Raw genomic sequence first — 19283 nt, forward strand, 5'->3', positions numbered from 1 at the left:
TTGCTGGGCTTTGTTCTGGGTCAGGGTACCAGTTTAGAACTGGTATGAAATACTGGCTTTAATGTTACGACCTGGTTCGTAATCCATTAAGAATAACTTTCCAAATACAGGGTGGAATGACACGCCATTTTTAGAAGATTGAGACGCATAGAATTCGTCAAACACGTTATCCACACCGACTCTAACATGCAGATTTGCTATTGCTTCTGGCTGCCAATGTGCACTGATGTTGTGCACGCTAAAGCCATCCTTGCTGTTGTCCAAATCAGCACCGTACAAATCCGTGCCGGCTGCAACGTCGTCCACCACCATGAAATCCCAATTTAAGGTTACGTTGTACTGGCTAAGTTGATAGGTAAAATCAGCCGAAATCGTGTCTCCCTGTTCACGCTCCAACCGCGCTCCATCGAGAGAAGCGTATTGAGAATAGGCGTCCAGATCACTTTCCGAATTTGAATACGTTAGCTGCATTGAAAACGCATCAAATGCAAAACCCGCATACACTTCAAATCCCTTCACGGTCATATCACCGACGTTGTCTTTCCATGTTTCACGCGGTTGGCCGCCAGGTACTGCCGCATTGTCAAAGATATAATCATCAATTTTCGTATTGAATGCTGTTGCACCTAAACGCAGTGTTTTGTCCGCCGCCACTTTTCCTTCATAGGCAATTGACAATTCACTGTTTAAACCTGTTTCCGCTTCCATGTCTTGATTTGGTTTGTCATCCAGACCTGCGCCCACAAATACTTCGCTAATTTCAGGTCCTTTGAATAGCTCCGTTGAGCTCAGCTTAACCATCAAGTTTTTGGTGATTTGATACTCTGCGGCTAACGAGAATGAAAACTCAGTAAAGTCGTTATCAACAGTGCCTGAATCGATATCATAGCGGTCATAACGTACACCCGGGACCACGGCAAAGCCGTTACCAAACTCCACACGGTCTTGTACAAACAATGCCAAGTTTTTCGCAGACTCTTCCGAATGCTTATTTCCGCCTGTGCTGATAACCAAATCATATTCCGTGTCGTGTTTGACGTAATCGGTACCATACGTGAACGTGTGCTCTTCTGAGCCAAATAGACCGTTTGTAAAGGTTTCAGCCAATACGTTAAAGCCTGAGTTTTTCGCCTCACCGGTTACTTTGCCTGCGTATGCTTGGAATCGAGGGCTTGGTGATTGTGACCACCCGGATTCATCACGGTACAGCTCACTGGTGTTTGAATAAAGACTTGCTTTAAGCGTTGAATGACCACCCCAATTTAAATCGTAACTGAGCGTCACGGTGTCACGCGTAAACTCTGTTGGCCACAATAATGGGATTTGCAAACTATTGGTAATCGCCGTATCCGTAGCAAGTCCCATGTCAGGTCGGTAGCTGTAATCACCTTCATCCTTGTAGGTTTCATAACTCACCGCAATTCGCTGGTTGTTGTCGATGTTCCAACCAAGCTTCACCAACGCGTCGCTCACATCGCCTTCTAATCCGCGTACCTTACCATCTGTCCCAGCAACGACCTTGTCGTCTTGGTCCAAAATTTTGCTGCCGCCGACTTCGTAATTATCACGTTGTACCGAGTTATAGTAGGCAAGGAAATCCACGTCATCGCTCAACAAACCAAAACTGGTAACGGAGTAGTTGCGACCGGCATTGTCTGCGGCACCAGCGGAAACACGCACAGCAAAACGTGCGTCATCCGTGAGTAGTTCACGTGCTTCTTTTGTTTCGAAGCGGACAGAGCCACCTAGGCCACCATTAATTACAGAGTTAGTGCCAGTTTCAATTTCAACTGACTTCAGAATATCCGCATGGATCTGTAAATTACCCATGTGGTGGTACATATACGTATTCTGCGCTGCGCCATCTATCGAAATACGTAAATCTTTATCGTCCATACTACGGATGGTAATGCGTTGATTAAGTGAGTGCGCACCACCCACATCCACACCCGGGATAGAACGCAGCAAATCAGAGATGTGATCCGCTTGTTTATCCGCAATGTCCTGTTCTTTCAAATACAATGCGGATGTTTTGACTTCCGTTGACCAAACCTCAATTTTTTCAATTTTGTCGTCATCCGCGAAAACCGGTGCAGATAACACCCCAGCTAATGTTAATGCGATAGTTGAATAGCGAAAGCCTAATTGCTTAGTGCGAGAAACTAACATATATGTCCCTTAAAATTAGATGCTAATACGAATCACTCGCAATATTATATCTCTTTCCTTTTGTTGCTTTCTAAATATTAGTTATGCAAAATCGTCATTCCATTATGCGTTTTAAAAATAAATGGCAGGGTTCATGGAAGGGATAATTTCAGCAGAGCAACTGAGCGACCGACTTTTAGTCTCAAACGGTATAGATAGCCGAATGGCACTACAGCACGATACCCCAATTGCCGTTGGGCGTCTTTCTTTCATCTCGTTAAGTGAGGCGGTGCAATTACACCTCTGTCGCTATGTCGAACAACAAAAAGCAAGTAACGCGGCACTTCTTTCACCAAGCCTCAATATCACGGTATTACTCAAAGGGTGTGTCGAATTTCGCGTGGGGAATAAGTTCTACCATTTTGATGCTTCCCAATGCCCCATTGCCTTTGCCAATATCATCGCAGTAGCCGAGCCTTTCACCCGCTATTTGCGAAACCAACAAGAAATAGAAAAAGTCACCGTCAGCGTGTCTCTCCCTTGGTTTATTGACCGTTTTGGAAACGACGGTGAGCCATTACTGACCACCAGCAAAGTGATTGAATTGCCTGTCACTAACAAGGCTCTGGAACAAACACTGCAACTCTTAAAGACGTCAAACACGCTTTCTAAAATTCAAAAGTTGCACTGTGAAGGGTTAGTAATGCAATGGTTAAGTGCGCTTATCCAGCCAATGCTGAGCGACAATACTTCTTCGCAAGCAAGCTATCGCTTGCCTCCGCAAGAGGATGTCGAAGTGAAAAAACTCAAAGTCGTTGCCTTGCTCGAAGCGGGTCACTCTGTGGAAAACGTCGCACAGCAATTAGCCATGAGTTTGAGTAGTTTGCTGCGTTTTTTTAAAACTCACTTTAACGCAACACCAAAACAATACATTAAGCAACACACCCTATTCAAAGCCCGTCATGCTTTGCTGGTCGATGGGCTTTCAATTGGTGAAGCAGCTTATTTAGCGCGTTACGATCATGTTGGGAATTTTATCGCCGCATTTAAAAAGCAATTTGGTGTAACGCCGATGCAGTTTATTAAACAACATCGGCCGTTTTAAGGCATTCGGCAGGATACTACGTCACATCTGCTTGGCGTTTACCGAACCACATAAAGTAGACAAGGCAAACAACCACGACCACCATTAAAATAATGACGGCCAACGAGCGGAAAAATAACGTATACCCCAACGAGGACGTCAGTGGTTCAAGCAATACCGGACTCATAAACTGGCCTGTAAAATAACAGGTCATCATGATCCCCATCGCTTTACCACGCATCATCGGCGGAACAAACTCAAACAACCAAACGACCAAATTTGGGCGGATCAAACCCAGTCCAGCCCCGATAATTAAGCTTGAACAGACAATGCGAGGAATAGTTTCCACCACACTCAAAAAAGCAAAACCCAGAGCAATGACTATCCAGCCAATCATATGCAGTTGCTTAATTCCGAAGTAACGTCTGAAATACCCATAGCTCATTGATAAACAAGACATGGCAAGTAAGAAAGCCGCGATCACAAATCCAATTTCGGCTGCGGAGGCATGGTGATGACTCAGATAAAACGGTAAATGAATGGTTAAGCCATACAGCACAACAATTTCCACAAAAGCAAGCACACAGCATCCAGCCAATGCTTGACTCATCCACGTCATTGCCGGTGTCGTTTTTGACAAAGCGTGGTCTTGCTGTGATGGGGCTTTGACAAATCGCCAAACACCAGGCAACACCAAAAGCGACAGTCCGTAGATTGCAAAGACCCACGTCCAATGTTGCTCGGCAAGAACGCCTGCTATCGATAAAAATAGCACCCCGCCGAATCCACCAAACGCCGCTTGCCAGCCCATGTAGCGGGAAAAATTTGGGCCTTCAAAATACCGACTCGCAATCGTTGTGCAACTCACCATAATGAACGCCACCGCAATCCCCATTAACGCTCGACTAAAGAGAATAAGCCACAGTGACGTCTGCCAGTAAAATCCTAAATAACCGCTGACTGCAAACGCCACCAAGGCGTACATAAGCAACTTTTGACTGTCCCATCTATCGACAAGACTTCCAGCCAATGGCGCGCACAACGCAATCACTAAACCGGGCAACGTCAGGGTCATTCTGACCCAAAACTCCGCGTTCGGCAGCGCACTAAAGGCATGAGTCATTGCGGGCATAGCAGGCGCTAAAGTTGCACTCGCAAGAATGGTCATTGTACTGGCGAGCAGTAGAAACCACGTTGCCCATCGCGTGTGTTTCATGATGGGCCTCCGATACGCGTTCTTGCTGCGGCCACGGCTTTGAGGTAGTCCTGATACAATTCATCCTCATCAAAACGCGTGCTGCGCCCCTCTTTCACCACAAAATCCCCAGCAACCATTACCGAATCAACGTCATGACTACTGCCCGTAACAATGAAGGTTCGCAACGGATGAGCTGAGAGTTTGTAGCGATAATCATTGTTATTAACCAATATGAAATCCGCTTGCTTACCCACTTCTAACGAACCAATTTCTGATAACCAGTCCAATGCCTTGGCACCAAACAAGGTTGCGGTTTTTAATGCCAAGGTTGGAGGGCAGGCTGTATTGCAGTTTTGCGCCTCGTTGTGACCGAGGTGTGCGCCACGCATCGCTTCGCACATGCCGCCAATAAACGAAATATCGCCATCGGTGCTGCTGGATACCCACACTCCGTCTCGTAAGAATCGCCCTAATTGCCCAGTTTCACTTATCGTGGCCTCCCCTAACATGCCGTAATGGGCTGGCGAATGGCACAAGTTTACGCCTGTCGTGATAAGGCGTTGATATTCCTCGTCACTTGCATATGCGGTATGCACCGCCAAGAGTTTATTCGTGAGCAAGCCCATTTCATCAAATCGAGCGATAGGTGAGCGCCCGAATACCCGCTCGACTGCTAATCGTTCATGTTTCAGTGGTGCAAGGTGAGTGGCGTATGGCACATCATATTGCTGCGTGATACTCGCCAATGCCTCAAGTTGCTTATCTGAACTACCAAAGGCGCCCATAACCGAGGGCATAGCCCCAACTAATCCCGAACTATGGTTGTTCCAAGTCTCGATGAGCGCAAGCCAATCCGCCGTTTGTGCTGCGGTGTCCGCAATATAGGTTGGCGTCGATTTGTTTGCTTCCAACATAATGTCAGAACCCCATCGACTTACGCGTAGCCGCATGCCTAAATCAATCGCAGCAAGAGCCATCGAGTCAGCTTTATTTGCTGAACCAACGTCGCCAAGCGCGGTTGTTCCCGAACGCAGTTGCGTCCACATGCTCCATCTGGCAATAGCAAGGCCTTCTTCTAACGTGAGTTTATCGCCCACCGTTGAGATAAATCCAAACATCGAGCCTAATGCTTGAATATCACCGCCATTTGAATACGGCGTAGGCTCGAGGTGCGAATCATCTGGAGACTCAAAATTTGGGGCGACAAAACTTTCATGCCAATGCGGATTAATCATCCCTGGCAACATCAATTTGCCCTGCCCGTCTATACTGACCTCATAATCCAGAGGTAACTGACTTGCGTCGCCAAGCGCAACGATCCGCTTGCCTTGCACCAGCAACCAACCATTCGCGATAGTGGTATTCGCTTCGTCTGCGGTGTAAATAAACACATTGTGAATGAGTGTGCGTTTTCCTTGGGGCTGAGGTTTTTTACGTACTGCATGTAAATTCAGAGGCTCGCTCAATTGTGCACTGCCAAATGGTTCCAAACCCGCGCTATGCGCACGGGTTAAGGCTGAAAATCGCGAAGAAGTTAAGCATGAACAGCTCATGAAGTGACATCCGAAGACTTGAATAGACCAGCTTCTTTCATCGCCATTAACGATTCTTTGACTGCGGTAATCGTTTGATTGATGTGAGCCTCAGTATGAGCGGCACAAATGAAATTCACTTCACGGCGTAGCAAAATACCGCGCTTCGCCATTTCAGCCAAAAATGGGATTGCAAACTTCACATGGGTTTGGGGGTCTTTGGCAAATAAAAACATTGGAATCGCGTCATAACCAACAATCCGCAGAGGCGCATCAAGTTGCTCTGCAATCTGGTTCACTTCGGTTTTGAGTAACGCCCCTAATTTGGCAATATGCTTGGTAAACTCAATGCGCTGATATTCTTTAAGCACTGCGTCACACACTGCCAGTGATAACATCTCGCCACCAAAGGTTGTGGACACTTGTAACTCATTTAGCTTAGACATTAGCACCTTTTTCCCTGTCACAGCCGACAGAGGCATACCCGCCGCAATACCTTTTGACAACGTAACGAGATCCGCTTGCACACCGAAATAGGCTTGTGCACCACCCGGGGCGAGACGAAAACCAGTCACGACTTCGTCGAAGACCAGTACTACACCGGTACGAGTACACGCCTCTCGTAATTGCTGCAAGAATGCTTTATCCAACTCTCGATTGTATGGAACTGACAGTAACACCGCCGCCAGTTTATCGCCTCGCGCTTCAATTTTTTCCAAAATGAGCGGCTCGTCAGTAGATGCAAACAATGGCATTCGATGAGTAAGTGAAGCAATAACAGCGGGGACGCCAGGTGTATCAAACATGTATTGATCATGCCAACCGTTGTAACCCACGGTCATGATTTCATCGCGACCCGTTGCGTAACGAGCTAAACGTACCGCGGCAGAATTAGCATCTGCACCTGTTTTAAAAAAGCGAACCATCTCGGCGCCGGGGATCACCTCTAGCAATGTCGTTGCAGTAGTCACTTCAATCGGTGTCGGCAAAGAATGAATTAGCCCTTTACTCAAATTGTCAGTAATGGCATTCACCACTACCGGGTGGTTATGCCCAAGTGTATTAGCAGCCAAACCACAAATAAAATCAATGTACTGATTACCATCAACATCCGTAACCAAAGCCCCTTCACCTTTTTCGATATACACCGGAAATGCGCCCGGTGAAAATTGCTCTGGTTTTTTCATCATTGATTGCGTGAACCCCGCAATCCGTTGTTCGCCTTGCGCTTGCAATTGCTCTGAACGCGTAAAAGACAGTGGCTGATTATTCATAACATCCTCGGAAAATTAATGACCTAACGTCGCACCACCATCAACCAATAAACTGGTCATCGTGATGTGTCTGGCTTGTTCACTTAAAAGAAAAATAATGCTGTTGGCGATGTCCTCGGGCGAGGCTATCCGACCAAGTGGAATGCCCACCTTGAATTGCGCTAGGTCGCCTGAAATCGTGCGAGTCGCACCTTGTGCATCTCGCCATACTTGCTGCTGCATGAGCGTATCAGTCGAACCTGGGGCAACGAGATTGCAGCGAATGTTTGATGAAGCCAATTCAAGCGCTAACGTTTTCACCATGGCGCAAAGCGCAGCCTTTGAGGCACAGTAAGCGCCCATGCCCATCCTAGGTGTAGAAGCGGCATTACTGCTAACGGCCACCATCGCGCCCGCTCGCCGACCTTTCATGTGGTTGGCCACCGCTTGGCAAAGATAAAAGGGGCCATGACAATTAACGGCAAAGGTATGTTGCCACTCGAGATCCTTCACCTCGGTTAACTCCCCCATATGTAAAACCCCGGCAACACTCGCTAAGTAATCAATGGCACCTAGTGTTCGTTCAATTTCATTCACCACGCGCAGCACATCCTGTTGCTTGACGACATCTAACTGAATTTGAAAATAATTCGCGGCAGTTTCCTGTAACACCGCCGAGGTAAACGCAATATCTGCCGCCACAACAATCGCACCTTTCGCTCGCAACAAATTCACCGTTGCAGCGCCAATGCCACGTGAGGCACCTGTCACCAACGCAACTCGACCTGTAAATTCCGTTTTCACAGACATCAGTACACCTCATCCATTATCACGTGGCGTTGCTCGTGGTAGGTTTCTTCGTCTTGACCTCGTCGCCAATACGGAATTGCATAAAGCTGCTGTTTAGTTAATCCGAAATCCTCAATCAGCTGCTTCCGACATGCTAAAACGGCACTGTTTTCCCCAGCGATAAAGGCGCTGATTGAGGTTGTGTTCGGAGGAAGTGATACCGTTTGGATGGCACTCGCAAGCGGAGTTGGTTGTCCCTGCACTCGTTTAAGCCAATGAATGTGAACACCGCTTGGGGCTTTTATGAAGTGAATATCGCGGTCACTCTCGATTTCAATAAATACCGCCGCCAGTGCATTCTCTGGCAGATGTTCAAGCAATGCACTTATCGCAGGCACAGCCGTTAAATCGCCAGCCAGCACATGCCAATCCGCAGGCGCAAGTAAAGGATCTGGACCTCCAGGCCCTGCGACACCCAGTTCACTGCCTATTTCGGCGTTCACAGCCCAACCCGAAGCGGGGCTTTTATCGCCGTGTACCACAAAATCAATGTCTAGTTCGTTTTGATTTGCACGAAAGGCGCGCACGGTATAGGCACGTGTAATTGGACGGTCGGCTGGCCAGCGAATCGCTCCTGATGCTTCTCTCGTGGGGAGTTCTAATTTGCCTGTAAGGCGATTGGCGAAAAACAACTTGATGTGCGCGCCATGATAGCCTTCTGGGAAGCCTCGTAATTCATCACCACTGACGGTAATGCGCAACAAGTTCGGGGTGATGTATCGCTTCGCGGTGCAGTACACACGACGCGGCCCGGTGAGTGGAACTGGCTGTCTTACGTTCATGCATACACCTCATTGCTTGTCGTCTTAATCATGCGTTGTAATCGCTGATAGGCATGTGGATGTTGAGCCGCGTCCACAATGCCCTGTGCAAACGCAAACTGGAGATACGTTGGTAAATCGTCGCGGTAGAATGGCGCTAAGCTTAACTTGAACTCTGCTGCGGATTGTTTGAACTGAACGTTGTCCGTAAGCATCACTCGATTGCTTGCGCTTTTTTGTGCTTGTCCCGCGAAGAAGCTCGCAATGGCTAAGTCATTTTCATCACCTGATTGCTCCGCCTCACGCACCCAATCCGCTATCGACAACGAGTCAAATTCAAACCCAAACTCACGTAACCACTGATAGAGCTCCTCTAGATGCAGCGATGTCTCTGGGGTCACGTTAAAGACTTGCGAGGCGCGTCCAGCAAACGTTTGCGCCACAATAAATCGTGCGACCACATCGACTGGCGTCCACGGCTCGGCGACCGCCAAGTCAGGTAATCGCTTTAATTTCAGCCCCGTACGTAAAATTCGCCACACCAAATCATTGCCATTAATGAATCCGGTCTGTTTTGCGCCAATGACCCGAGCAAGACGATACACTTGTGCACTTACACCCGCCTCAACGGCTGACTCAACAAAACGTTCTGCGGCCCATTTGGACTGTTGGTAACCATCATGTAAGCCGTCATGAAGGGCGACAAATTTCTCCGCCAAAGGCTCAGACGACACCGGTGCAACGGCGATGGTTGAAACATGATTGAATAGCACAGAAAAACGTTTCGCAAACAGCAAAAGCTCTGCGGTCGACTCGGTGTTTGCGGTTTTTAAACTAGTGTAATCACGAAGTACTGACGTGTGCGCGGCATTATGGATCACATGCGTGACACCATTACCCAGCGCGTCATAGTCCTGTGCCTTTAATCCAAAGCTTGGCGCACTTAGGTCCGCGAGTAAGATTTCTACTCGCGTAAAATCTGGTACGTCGAGATGTTGCTGCTGAAACGCTTTCGTTAGCCGTTCAAATGCGGCTTTCGTTGTCGTGGCTCGGACATGACAAATAACCTTCACGTTTGGTCTTGCGAGCAAAACACTCAACAACTGCGCCCCGACAAAGCCCGTTGCACCGGTTAGCAATACGGTTGGATGAGCTGATTTCACCGTATTTGCTCCGTTAATATCCGCAAGTCGTCGGCGAAAGGCGGCAACGTCCTCAAGGAGAGGTTCATGCCATTGAGTGTGCAATGTTTGCTCTAGTGCTGTCTCATTATTGAGTGCGATACACAAATCGCTTAATTTGGGGTGAGCAAACAAAAAGGCGACATTGACCGATTTCTCCAACAAGTTGGATAGACGAGCGGCCACTTGAATACATTGCAACGACTGCCCACCGATGGAAAAGAAATTGTCGTCACGAGAAATCGACGGCACACCCAGAATGTCTCGCCACACATCTGCGATTAACGTCTCAAAGTCACTGAGTTCTGTTGGTGTATTGGCCGTCTGTGACGCAGCCGCTAAACGTTTTCGGTCAATTTTATTGGCCGGTGTTTTTGGTAATGCTGTGTAATAGTTCACTTGCACGGGTAACATGGGCGCAGGCAACTGTGCAGAAAACTGGGCACGGAACTCTTCCAATGACCACGGCGTCTCGCAAACTAAATGTGCAGCAAGGGCTTTAGGATGACCTTCACTATCATGTAAAAGCGTGATTGCGACATCCACTATCGCCGCGTTTTCTAACATGACGGCTTCGATTTCGCCCAGTTCAATGCGATAACCACTGATTTTTAGCTGCGCATCTTCACGTCCTAAATAGTCTAATTGACCACCACCAAGCATGCGTACCATATCGCCGGTGCGATAGGCTCGCTTTCTCTGCCGCACAACAGGATCCCAAAACGACACAAACGCGGCCTCGGTCAGTTCTGCTTGGCCTAAATAGCCTGTAGCCAGTCCAGCGCCGGTCAGATAAAGCTCGCCACGCTCTCCTATTTTGGCAATGTGCTCCACATCGCGCATCACCACAGCGCCACGACCTGGTAGCGGCAAGCCTATCGAGTTGGTCGAATTGCTTTGGCTTAAGTCGATACTCGTGGCCACGACCGTCGTTTCTGTTGGGCCGTAGGTGTTCAACACTCGAATCGATGCTCCAACCTGCCTACGCCACGCTTCGATACGATGGCGATTGATTGCTTCACCACCAATAATAATGGTGTGTACTTGGCCTAATTGTGTGCGGTTTGATTCGCACATAAAACGACACAGTTCATGCCAGTACGCGGTCGGTAAATCCAACACGGTGATCTGCAAGCGTGCTATTTCGACAATAAACGCATCGAAGGAGTCGAGCATCGCGTCATTGCGAAGCACTAATTTAGCCCCTGTTGTGAGGGTCAAAAACACTTCTTCAATACAGGCATCGAAATGAAACGGTGCAAATTGCAACACAGTATCGTCAGCTTTAACTTGATAGGCATCACGCGCCCCAACAATAAACCCCGCCAGTGCACCATGATTCACCTGCACACCTTTGGGCTGACCAGTAGAACCGGATGTGTAAATTAAATACGCTTCATCACTCTCATCAAAAGGATGCAATACCTTCATCGTGTTTGGTGCCGCGAGCGTTGTCACATTGATACTCGGCAGCGATGCATCGAGTTTTGGCATAAATAACGCGGTCTGTTCATCCACCAGCGCCAATGATGGCTTTGCATCTGAAACAATGCGCTTATTGCGTTCAATGGGGGCGTCCACATCAATGAACACAAAGCGTTGTTTGGCCGCGAGCACCGCTAGCATGGCAATCACGGTTTTTGGGCTTCTCGGCAGTAACAATAAAATCGTATTCCCGCTGGTTTGATGTTGAATTTGGAGGTGGCTTGCAAGCTGACTCACCTGCTCAGCCAATTGCGCATACGTCCAACTTGACCCATCGACCAAGGCAAGAGCGGTTGCTGTCGGCGTGGCATTTGTACGCGCAAAAAATTGTGAGACCACATCCAAGGTTTCAGAGTAAACCGATTCGGTTGGCGACGAAGTCATCGCCAAATTTGCTTCATCCAGTACCAAAGGCACATCAAGCGTTTTACTGAGCGATACCAGCAAATCGACCACCTTGGTTTGCAATGCTAAAAGCTCGCCATGGGTATAACCTGATTGTTGACCTTCCAGTTCAAAGCCCACTTTGCCATCAGCATGCTTAATAAAGATAAAGGCCAAATCATCTACCGGGCCTGCGCTTAAGGTATGACTTAAGATTGGTTCACCTTCACATTCAGCTTGACGTTCAAATGGTAAAATATTGACAACTGGTCCAAATAAACGGGAAGGAAGCGGCGCTACATTCGTTAAGCTGCCCAGTGTCTCATAACGAAATCGAAAATGTTTGCGTGCCTTTTTGAGTTCGATGCATACCTGCTGCAACAACATTGCGAAGCCGTCGCAGTCTTCAAACTGAACACTTACAGGCACAATATTCATATGCATGCAGGGTGTATTAGCAGCCTTTGAACCAAAGCGGTTGGCGACAGGCAAACCTATGATTGTGCGTGCAACTCCCGTCTTTTCATGAATTAGAAATGCCACCGCAGCCAACAGCAGTTCCGTCCAGTTTGCACCGACTTCCTGAGCTTGTTCATTTAAACGATTAATTAAATTTGAGCTCAGTGTGGTGGCAACTTTAATTTTTTCATCGCCGCTTGGCTCATCCCCAGCTCGTAGCGTTGCGGCACTCGGGAAGTTTCGCAACGTTTCAAGCCAATAGGCTTTATCTTGCACACAGGCACTACTCTGTTGATATTTGATATCTTCTTCGAGTATTGCCAGATACTGTGCTTCGTCCGACGTCACAGACTCACCTTCATAAGCTGCAACCACTCGATTCGTCAGAAGCGAAAAGCTAAAGCCATCCAACGCAATGTGATGTGCTCCCAACGCCCAATAATAATGGTTGGTTGCAAGTTTAATGAGCACGTGGCGATAAAGGTGCCCTTCGCTCAAGCTGTAAGGTTGCGCATACCAGTTGGTTAAAAATCGCTTTGCGGAATCAAGTGGCTCAACCTCATTCGCAAAATCGAGGTATTCGCCAAGCACGTTTACGCGCTGCGCCTCGCACAACGGGTTTTGCGACAACACGCCAGACATTTCCACAAACTGTACATTCAACGCGGTACAACGGTGCAACACATTGGATGCCGCCACGAGCCACTTTTGCGAGTTCAGGGCAGCATTCAACTCAATAAATTCAGCTGTGTTATAGCGAGTGCTTTCAGGCGACTTTATCTGCCCAAGCCAAATGCCTTGTTGTGCTTGAGTAATAGGCCATGTTTTCATGCCGCGGCAGCCTCATTGCGCTCTTTTTGTTTCAGCACGTCATGCCACTCAAGCACAGTAGTACATTCCGAAAGCTCCGCTAAACTAATGTCTATTCCTTGTGCCCGCCATGCATCAATGAGTACCATCACCCGTATTGAATCGAGGCCTAAGTAAATCAAGTTTTCGTCTGGTAAAACCTCTGCAACATCAATAGACAATACCGATGCGATTGCTTGTTGGATGGATTTGACTGAAACCCTCTGCGACGAGTTGCTTGGCTGCAGCGCTTCGATAACTTCATCCAGTAGCTGCACTTGTCCACATCGTGTTGCAATATACTGCATGGCTTGGTTATGTTCAGATTGGCTAAAATCCGCCACCGCATCCGCCACCACAAATGCTTTTACGTCATACATAAACGCATCCAGAGCCGTCGACAAAATACCAATGTGTGCATAAATGCCGCAGATGAGTAACTGATCGCGACCTTGTACCTGCATATCCTCGAGTAATGTGCTGCGTTTAAACGCACTGTAACGCCATTTGGTGTAAACCTTGTCGTCCGATTTAGGTGCAAGCGCAGGTAAGATAGCCGTGTCTTTCGCGGTCAGTCCGGTTCCCCAAAAGTCCGTCAATAACGCGCGGTCACTCGGCTCTTGATTCGCGGGCTGCGCGGTATACACGACGGGAATACCCGCTGTCTTCGCAGCGCGGATCAGTGCATCAATACGCTCTATCAAAGGCTTCATTGGTGCGGTGTCCACGTCATAAAAATTGACGAAATAAGATTGCATGTCATGAACAAGCAACACCGCTTTGTCTGGATTAAGTTGCCACTGCGTACGATTGTCCGGTCGAGTGCTTGGCAATGGGTAAGATGCAATACGTGGAATAGCCATAAAGATTCCCTTTTAAAAATTATGCTGTTGGTAAACTGTTCAGTAGACGCTTGATGTGTTCGCGCAACGCTTTTTTATCGACTTTTCCTACCTTGGTTTTCGGTAAAACATCGACAAATTCAATACGATCAGGGATTTTGTAGTTGGCAAGCCCGACACCTCGAATATAGCGAGCTAAACTGGCGCGACTAACGGGTTCAGCATCCTGTTCTCGTTTAACAATGAACGCGCAGATACGTTCGCCGAGCAGTGTGTCGGGCATCGCGACCACCGCGCAATCATGCACAGCGGGGTGCGCAAGGAAGTGATTTTCAAGCTCTTCTGCCGCTATTTTCTCTCCGCCTTTGTTTATCTGATCTTTATCGCGTCCTTCCACTATCAGATAGCCTGATGCAGTTTGTTTCACCAAATCACCACTGCGATAAAATCCATCTGGCGTAAAAGCAAGTAAGTTATGAACGGGAGCATTGAGGTAACCACGGAACGTGTACGGTCCTTTTGTCGTCAAAAGGCCCGTTTCGCCTACCGCTACAGGTTGGTTGTGTTCATCCACAATCTGAACTCGGTCAGCGTCACTCATTGGTCGGCCTTGCGTGTGATGGCGCGTCCACGCGTCATCATCTAAACGCGTGTAATTCACCAGTCCTTCCGCCATCCCAAACACTTGCTGCAGTAGCACGCCCAGTTCCTCTTCCAGCCTTGCAGCAACAGCGGCACTGAGTTTTGCTCCACCCACTTGAATAACGTCAAGCGAACTTAAATCCGCATGGCAACGCTCTTTGGAATCAAGCCACAAAGTTGCAGCGGGTGGCACCAACGCGGTCCACGTTACGCGGTGTCGTTCTATCAAGGGAAAACAGCTACTTGGGGAAGGATCTGGTGCGCACACCACCGTTCCCCCTGCGTAAAATACCCCCAATGCGCCAGGCGAGCTGAGCGGGAAATTGTGAGCAGCCGGCAGCGCACACAAGTAGCGCGTGCTTGGACTCCATTGGCAAACGTCTACACTTTGACGAACGCTGTAGAAGTAATCATTGTGCGTACGCGGAATGAGTTTAGGTGTACCAGTACTGCCTCCGGAAAGTTGGAAGAACGCCACATGATCCGCGTTGTGCTTTCGAAATGGCAACGCCGCATGATGATTTATGCACGCCGAGGCATGCAGTTTCTCAACTAAATTACGCGCCCAATTGCTAGGTCCGTTGAGCAAGACATGCTGCAAGTTATTTGCCTTCGCCTGCAATGTTTGGGTAAAGTCGTTTGTGCCAAAAAGTGGGTGTTTTGCATCGGCAATTACAAGTGTTGGATTCAGCGCTTCTGCGTATTGCAATAACTCTACTTGGTTATGATTCATCAATGCATTAACCGCAAGCACCGCCAGTTTCTGCAATGCGAAAAACACCACGTAAAATTCATAGCAGTTTGGTAATTGAACAATTGCAGTATCGCCCGCTCGCACACCTTGGGCATGGAGATAGCCTGCAAGTTGGGTGGATGCTTTATCCAAACATGCGTAGGTTTTTTCGCGCGTGCCATCGATGATGGCAACGCCATTGGCATTGTCTCGAACTTGACGTTCCAAAATCAGACTAAGCTCTTCATCGGTCCAATACCCAGCTTGACGATACTGTGCACGTTCCTCCATCGGCCAATTGATACAACTTTTTAACATAAAACCCACCCAGTCTAATTTTGTATTTGCGTATTCCTCGAAACCCAATTGTGATGAAACAATTCGATCAATGTGAAAAAGCTTCGAGAACAAAAATTTAAGCAAATGAAATTTATAGTTAAAACCATAAATCTCTTTGCATCCAACGCCATCATGACGAGTGATTTTTAGAAAAATTTAATAAAAATACGAATTATTTTTATCTCTGAGCAAAAACCAAACTAAGCGCCTAAATAAGATACAAACGTTATAAATAGGTAAATTTTTAATTTTAAGAAGCCTTGACATTATGCCTGTATCGATCTTAGGATCTAAATGATAATTATTTTCATTATTGATTGCAGAGGGATAAAATGAGTGAGGTCGTGAGCTCAAACTACGTAGCAAAAAAGGACAATTGGGCTTGGCTCATACAAACGCAAAGAGAGAAAATGATTGCGTATCTAACGTCCATTTTGCACTGCCACTATCTCGCAGAAGATGCGTTGCAAGAAACGTTTATCCGCCTAGCAAACTTGTCCTCCGAGCAGCTTAAGGAAGTTGAAAATCCATCGGCCTATTGCTATCAAACTGCACGTAACATCGCCATTGATATGCTGCGTAAACGCACACGAGAAAGCTGGGTAGATCTCGACAACACCTCGCCATGCCAATGCATAGATAGTCAGCCCAGTGCTGAAGATTCGCTGATAGAACAAAACCTCAATCGACGGATCATGCAAGCAGTAACAACATTATCAAGGCGGCATCAAACGATATTAAGCTTGTATAAATGGGGGGATTACAAGCAAAAGGACATTGCTCAGATTTGCGCAATTTCACCGACGTTAGTGAATTTTATACTGCAAGAAGTGGTATCTACCTGCAAAAATGCATTGATACACTAATGACTGCTCACGTTGTTAAGCGCAAACCAAACAAAGCGAATATCTCCCATACAATCAAGGATATTCGCTTTGTCCGTTAGCCGTTATTGGTTGCCGGAATAATGTAACTGTGCGGGTTCTGAGTAATTCGGCGCATCATCATAACTAAATACGGCGTAGTATTTTGGTACACTCGGATTGCCAAAATTGTCTAAGGTGTAGTTGTCTTTACCACCATATAATTTCACACCATCGAATGGTGAACGGGGGGGATGGAAACGGTTGCGCACCACAAAACTACCCACAAAATCCTCATCACTTGGGTTATTCCACGTGAGTTTTACAACGCCATTTTCCACTTGTGCTTGCAAATTGGTGGGTGCTTCGACGGGTTCTTTGCGTCGTTCAATATAACGAATGTGCAGCTCTGCAGGTTGTGAATCTTGGCAATTATTCCAATTTACTAGCGCATCTGTTGCCTTTGATTCTGCCGTGGCTCGGATAATAAAATAAAAAGGACGTTTCGCTTCATGTAACCGTTCTAGCTCCTGCAAACTAAAACTGTCAAAAATGAAATGATGTACTGCACGTTCCTTCAATTGCTCGTTACTGACTTCATAGCCAATGTATTCGATTTTTTGTCGTTGTTTAACATGGGCATAATCCACGTCATTCAGTTCAACCAATTCAATCGTAAAACGCACGTCTTTTGCACCAGCAATCGCGTTACTGGAACGTAGCGTTAGTCGCGCACTGGTGAAAACGGTTTTTTCAGGCTCAAGTTCGGTATTCAATTCAAACGCCATTTGTCCATAAACAATGTCACCCGCACCATCAAACCCAGAGGCTAAGCGGTCAGCAACCACGTATTCTTTAAAAATGGTGTTGCAGCTACTGGGGGCAAGTTTCAATTCACTTTCAGGCAGTTGGTAAACCAGTTCAAGATTCGGACGATAATGTAAGCCACAACCAAATGGACCATAGCCAATATCAAACTGCATAATTTGTGAATCGTTTCCAAGTGGCAGACTCATTGGCCCTTGAATACGAAGCAACAATTTACGTCCCTCTATCAGCTTATCGAGAATCGCACGCTCAACACCATTAAACGACCATTTTAACCAAATGCCTTGCGTCATTTTGTCTGAGCCATACGTATAGCCAAGGGTATGCAACACTTTCGCTCCCATCACGCTCTCATAATCGTATATGTCTGCCACGCTGGTGACGTCTAAAATAGACACGGACCACTCACCGTAATTCTCAATTTTTGCGGCAACTCGATTCATGGGATACAAGTAAAAGTGTGCTGTTTGAATCGTGGATTTTGGCACTAGGGTGGATAAATCAAATTGCACGACCCCAACGCTTATCCCGCGTTGCTTGTCTATCCCGATAAACATCGAGTTATACCCAAAGTGCTCACGGTTTTTTGGCTGATTCAATTTAGACAAGTACCCAACGGTGTCGCGAGTTGGAAATAAGGTTCGTGCGCTTTCATGGCGCTCAAGACGAGTTTTGAGGCGCAGCTCTGGACTAAAAGGTGATTTGATTTTCGTTACTTTGTCTACCGCTCGAATGTTGTAAAAGTAGAAATGTCCACTCTTCAACTGCGTATCCGTGAACGACAGTGATTTAGTAATGGCAACTAAACTGCTTTCACCACACGCACTTTTATTGTGTTCATTGCGATACACTTCAAAATAGATATCGTCGCGGCTCTGATATTGCCACTCAAGCTCCACACTATCGTGATCCACGTCTTTGATAGTAAACCTTTCAACACGAGCAGGCGCAATGGGAGAATAATTTATCGATTCACTAAGCGCATACAAAATCGCAGGGATATTTTCAGCAATGCTCTCTGACATGTTTTTCATGTAATCTGGGATGTTTCGTGTGCCCACCTCAACAACGGTCGCAATGATCCCTTTTCGATAATAATATTCTCGGCCACTTCCATGAATCAGTTGTGCTGGCGGTTTGCCTCGATGGATACCGTATTGGCGTCCCGTGACTTTCTTAATTTCATGATTCATGTTGGCACACAGCACGTTGAGATCCGTACCTTCAATTTCAACTTCGTGATTGAATTTATGTGCAGGGAAAAACACGTTGCCTTGAGAGTGGTAATCAAGCGCAATACGAATGTTGTCATGAACTTCCACAAAATCACGGATAGCGCACGTTTCAGGCTCTGAAAAAGCGTGAGGACCACCATACGTATTAGATGACGTATTTTGGTTTTTCATAAACTTAGCATCAAAATTGCGATTTAAATCGACCCCAAACGTGCCATCGCCATTATTACGGCGATTTTTGCGCCAGAACGAGAAATGATTACGCGAGTATTCAAAACCATCGGGGTTTAAACAGGGCACCATATACAGCGTATTACGCGTTAACGCGCTTTGTAACTTAGGGTTAAAACGGTAGTTATCCATGACATATTGAATAAATTTGATGGCGAGTTCGTTGCCAATCCATTCTCTTGCGTGAATAGAACCGGTATACAGTAACGCAGGCTTGTCGTCTGCGTATGTCACGTCGAGCGAAATAGTCGCGAGCATGATGGGCCTACCTTCCCACGTCTCACCGATACTTTGTAGACGGATCAAATGTGGGTGAGCGCTCATCGCGCGCTGTAAAAAGGCAATGGTTTCTTGATACGAAGTGTATTGAATTTTCATAAGCTTGAC

General features: G+C 47.1%; 12 protein-coding genes. 2 read left to right on the forward strand and 10 right to left on the reverse strand.

All coding sequences use genetic code 11. The annotated features are described in order from the left end of the window. Positions 1-33: 33 nt before the first annotated feature. Complete coding sequence (locus NI389_RS08195) at positions 34-2169, reverse strand: TonB-dependent receptor domain-containing protein (protein WP_308362388.1); 2136 nt, start codon at positions 2167-2169, stop codon at positions 34-36. A 133-nt stretch (positions 2170-2302) separates the two neighbouring features. Between NI389_RS08195 and NI389_RS08200 the strand changes: the two genes are divergently transcribed. Then, positions 2303-3253 (forward strand): helix-turn-helix domain-containing protein, encoded by a 951-nt coding sequence (locus tag NI389_RS08200; RefSeq protein ID WP_308362389.1) that lies wholly within the window; start codon positions 2303-2305, stop codon positions 3251-3253. 16 nt (positions 3254-3269) lie between these two features. Here the strand turns inward: NI389_RS08200 and NI389_RS08205 are convergent, their stop codons facing one another. The 8 genes from NI389_RS08205 to NI389_RS08240 are packed head-to-tail and all read right to left on the reverse strand — an operon-like array spanning position 3270 to position 15718. Further along, positions 3270-4448 (reverse strand): MFS transporter, encoded by a 1179-nt coding sequence (locus NI389_RS08205; protein ID WP_308362390.1) that lies wholly within the window; start codon positions 4446-4448, stop codon positions 3270-3272. Further along, entirely contained in the window at positions 4445-5920 is a 1476-nt protein-coding gene (locus tag NI389_RS08210; protein ID WP_308362391.1) for an amidohydrolase family protein, read from the reverse strand. The genes NI389_RS08205 and NI389_RS08210 overlap by 4 nt, the downstream gene beginning before the upstream one ends. Before the next feature lie 59 nt (positions 5921-5979). Continuing rightward, the gene (locus NI389_RS08215; protein ID WP_308362392.1) at positions 5980-7236 is read right to left on the reverse strand and encodes an aspartate aminotransferase family protein; all 1257 of its coding nucleotides are present in this window, start codon (positions 7234-7236) and stop codon (positions 5980-5982) included. 15 nt (positions 7237-7251) lie between these two features. Next, positions 7252-8025 (reverse strand): 2,3-dihydro-2,3-dihydroxybenzoate dehydrogenase, encoded by a 774-nt coding sequence (gene dhbA / locus NI389_RS08220; protein WP_308362393.1) that lies wholly within the window; start codon positions 8023-8025, stop codon positions 7252-7254. Next, positions 8025-8846: a siderophore-interacting protein gene (locus NI389_RS08225; protein ID WP_308362394.1), complete on the reverse strand. Its 822-nt coding sequence runs from the start codon at positions 8844-8846 to the stop codon at positions 8025-8027. Before NI389_RS08225 ends, dhbA begins: the two co-directional genes overlap by 1 nt. Further along, positions 8843-13165, reverse strand: a complete 4323-nt coding sequence (locus NI389_RS08230; protein WP_308362395.1) for an amino acid adenylation domain-containing protein — start codon at positions 13163-13165, stop codon at positions 8843-8845. Before NI389_RS08230 ends, NI389_RS08225 begins: the two co-directional genes overlap by 4 nt. Continuing rightward, entirely contained in the window at positions 13162-14046 is an 885-nt protein-coding gene (locus NI389_RS08235) for an isochorismatase family protein (RefSeq protein WP_308362396.1), read from the reverse strand. The genes NI389_RS08230 and NI389_RS08235 overlap by 4 nt, the downstream gene beginning before the upstream one ends. 19 nt (positions 14047-14065) lie before the next feature. Beyond that, positions 14066-15718, reverse strand: a complete 1653-nt coding sequence (locus NI389_RS08240) for a (2,3-dihydroxybenzoyl)adenylate synthase (protein WP_308362397.1) — start codon at positions 15716-15718, stop codon at positions 14066-14068. A gap of 353 nt (positions 15719-16071) precedes the next feature. On the opposite strand from NI389_RS08240, the gene NI389_RS08245 reads away from it, so the two are divergent. Then, the gene (locus NI389_RS08245; RefSeq protein WP_308362398.1) at positions 16072-16605 is read left to right on the forward strand and encodes an RNA polymerase sigma factor; all 534 of its coding nucleotides are present in this window, start codon (positions 16072-16074) and stop codon (positions 16603-16605) included. Positions 16606-16688: 83 nt separating this feature from the next. Here NI389_RS08245 and NI389_RS08250 read toward each other — a convergent pair whose 3' ends face one another. Further along, a complete protein-coding gene (locus NI389_RS08250) occupies positions 16689-19274 on the reverse strand; it encodes a M14 family metallopeptidase (RefSeq protein WP_308362399.1) in 2586 nt (861 codons plus the stop codon). Positions 19275-19283 lie beyond the last annotated feature (9 nt).

The sequence above is a fragment of the Pseudoalteromonas xiamenensis genome, from assembly GCF_030994125.1.
GTDB classification, from domain to species: Bacteria; Pseudomonadota; Gammaproteobacteria; order Enterobacterales; family Alteromonadaceae; genus Pseudoalteromonas; species Pseudoalteromonas xiamenensis_B.

What these genes read in the sequence shown, in the direction of transcription:
- NI389_RS08245 (WP_308362398.1), top strand. Translation starts at nt 16,072, where the DNA reads ATGAGTGAGGTCGTGAGCTCAAACTACGTAGCAAAAAAGGACAATTGG.
- NI389_RS08240 (WP_308362397.1), bottom strand. Translation starts at nt 15,718, where the DNA reads ATGTTAAAAAGTTGTATCAATTGGCCGATGGAGGAACGTGCACAGTAT.
- NI389_RS08200 (WP_308362389.1), top strand. Translation starts at nt 2,303, where the DNA reads ATGGAAGGGATAATTTCAGCAGAGCAACTGAGCGACCGACTTTTAGTC.
- NI389_RS08195 (WP_308362388.1), bottom strand. Translation starts at nt 2,169, where the DNA reads ATGTTAGTTTCTCGCACTAAGCAATTAGGCTTTCGCTATTCAACTATC.
- dhbA (WP_308362393.1), bottom strand. Translation starts at nt 8,025, where the DNA reads ATGTCTGTGAAAACGGAATTTACAGGTCGAGTTGCGTTGGTGACAGGT.
- NI389_RS08250 (WP_308362399.1), bottom strand. Translation starts at nt 19,274, where the DNA reads ATGAAAATTCAATACACTTCGTATCAAGAAACCATTGCCTTTTTACAG.
- NI389_RS08225 (WP_308362394.1), bottom strand. Translation starts at nt 8,846, where the DNA reads ATGAACGTAAGACAGCCAGTTCCACTCACCGGGCCGCGTCGTGTGTAC.
- NI389_RS08205 (WP_308362390.1), bottom strand. Translation starts at nt 4,448, where the DNA reads ATGAAACACACGCGATGGGCAACGTGGTTTCTACTGCTCGCCAGTACA.
- NI389_RS08215 (WP_308362392.1), bottom strand. Translation starts at nt 7,236, where the DNA reads ATGAATAATCAGCCACTGTCTTTTACGCGTTCAGAGCAATTGCAAGCG.
- NI389_RS08230 (WP_308362395.1), bottom strand. Translation starts at nt 13,165, where the DNA reads ATGAAAACATGGCCTATTACTCAAGCACAACAAGGCATTTGGCTTGGG.
- NI389_RS08235 (WP_308362396.1), bottom strand. Translation starts at nt 14,046, where the DNA reads ATGGCTATTCCACGTATTGCATCTTACCCATTGCCAAGCACTCGACCG.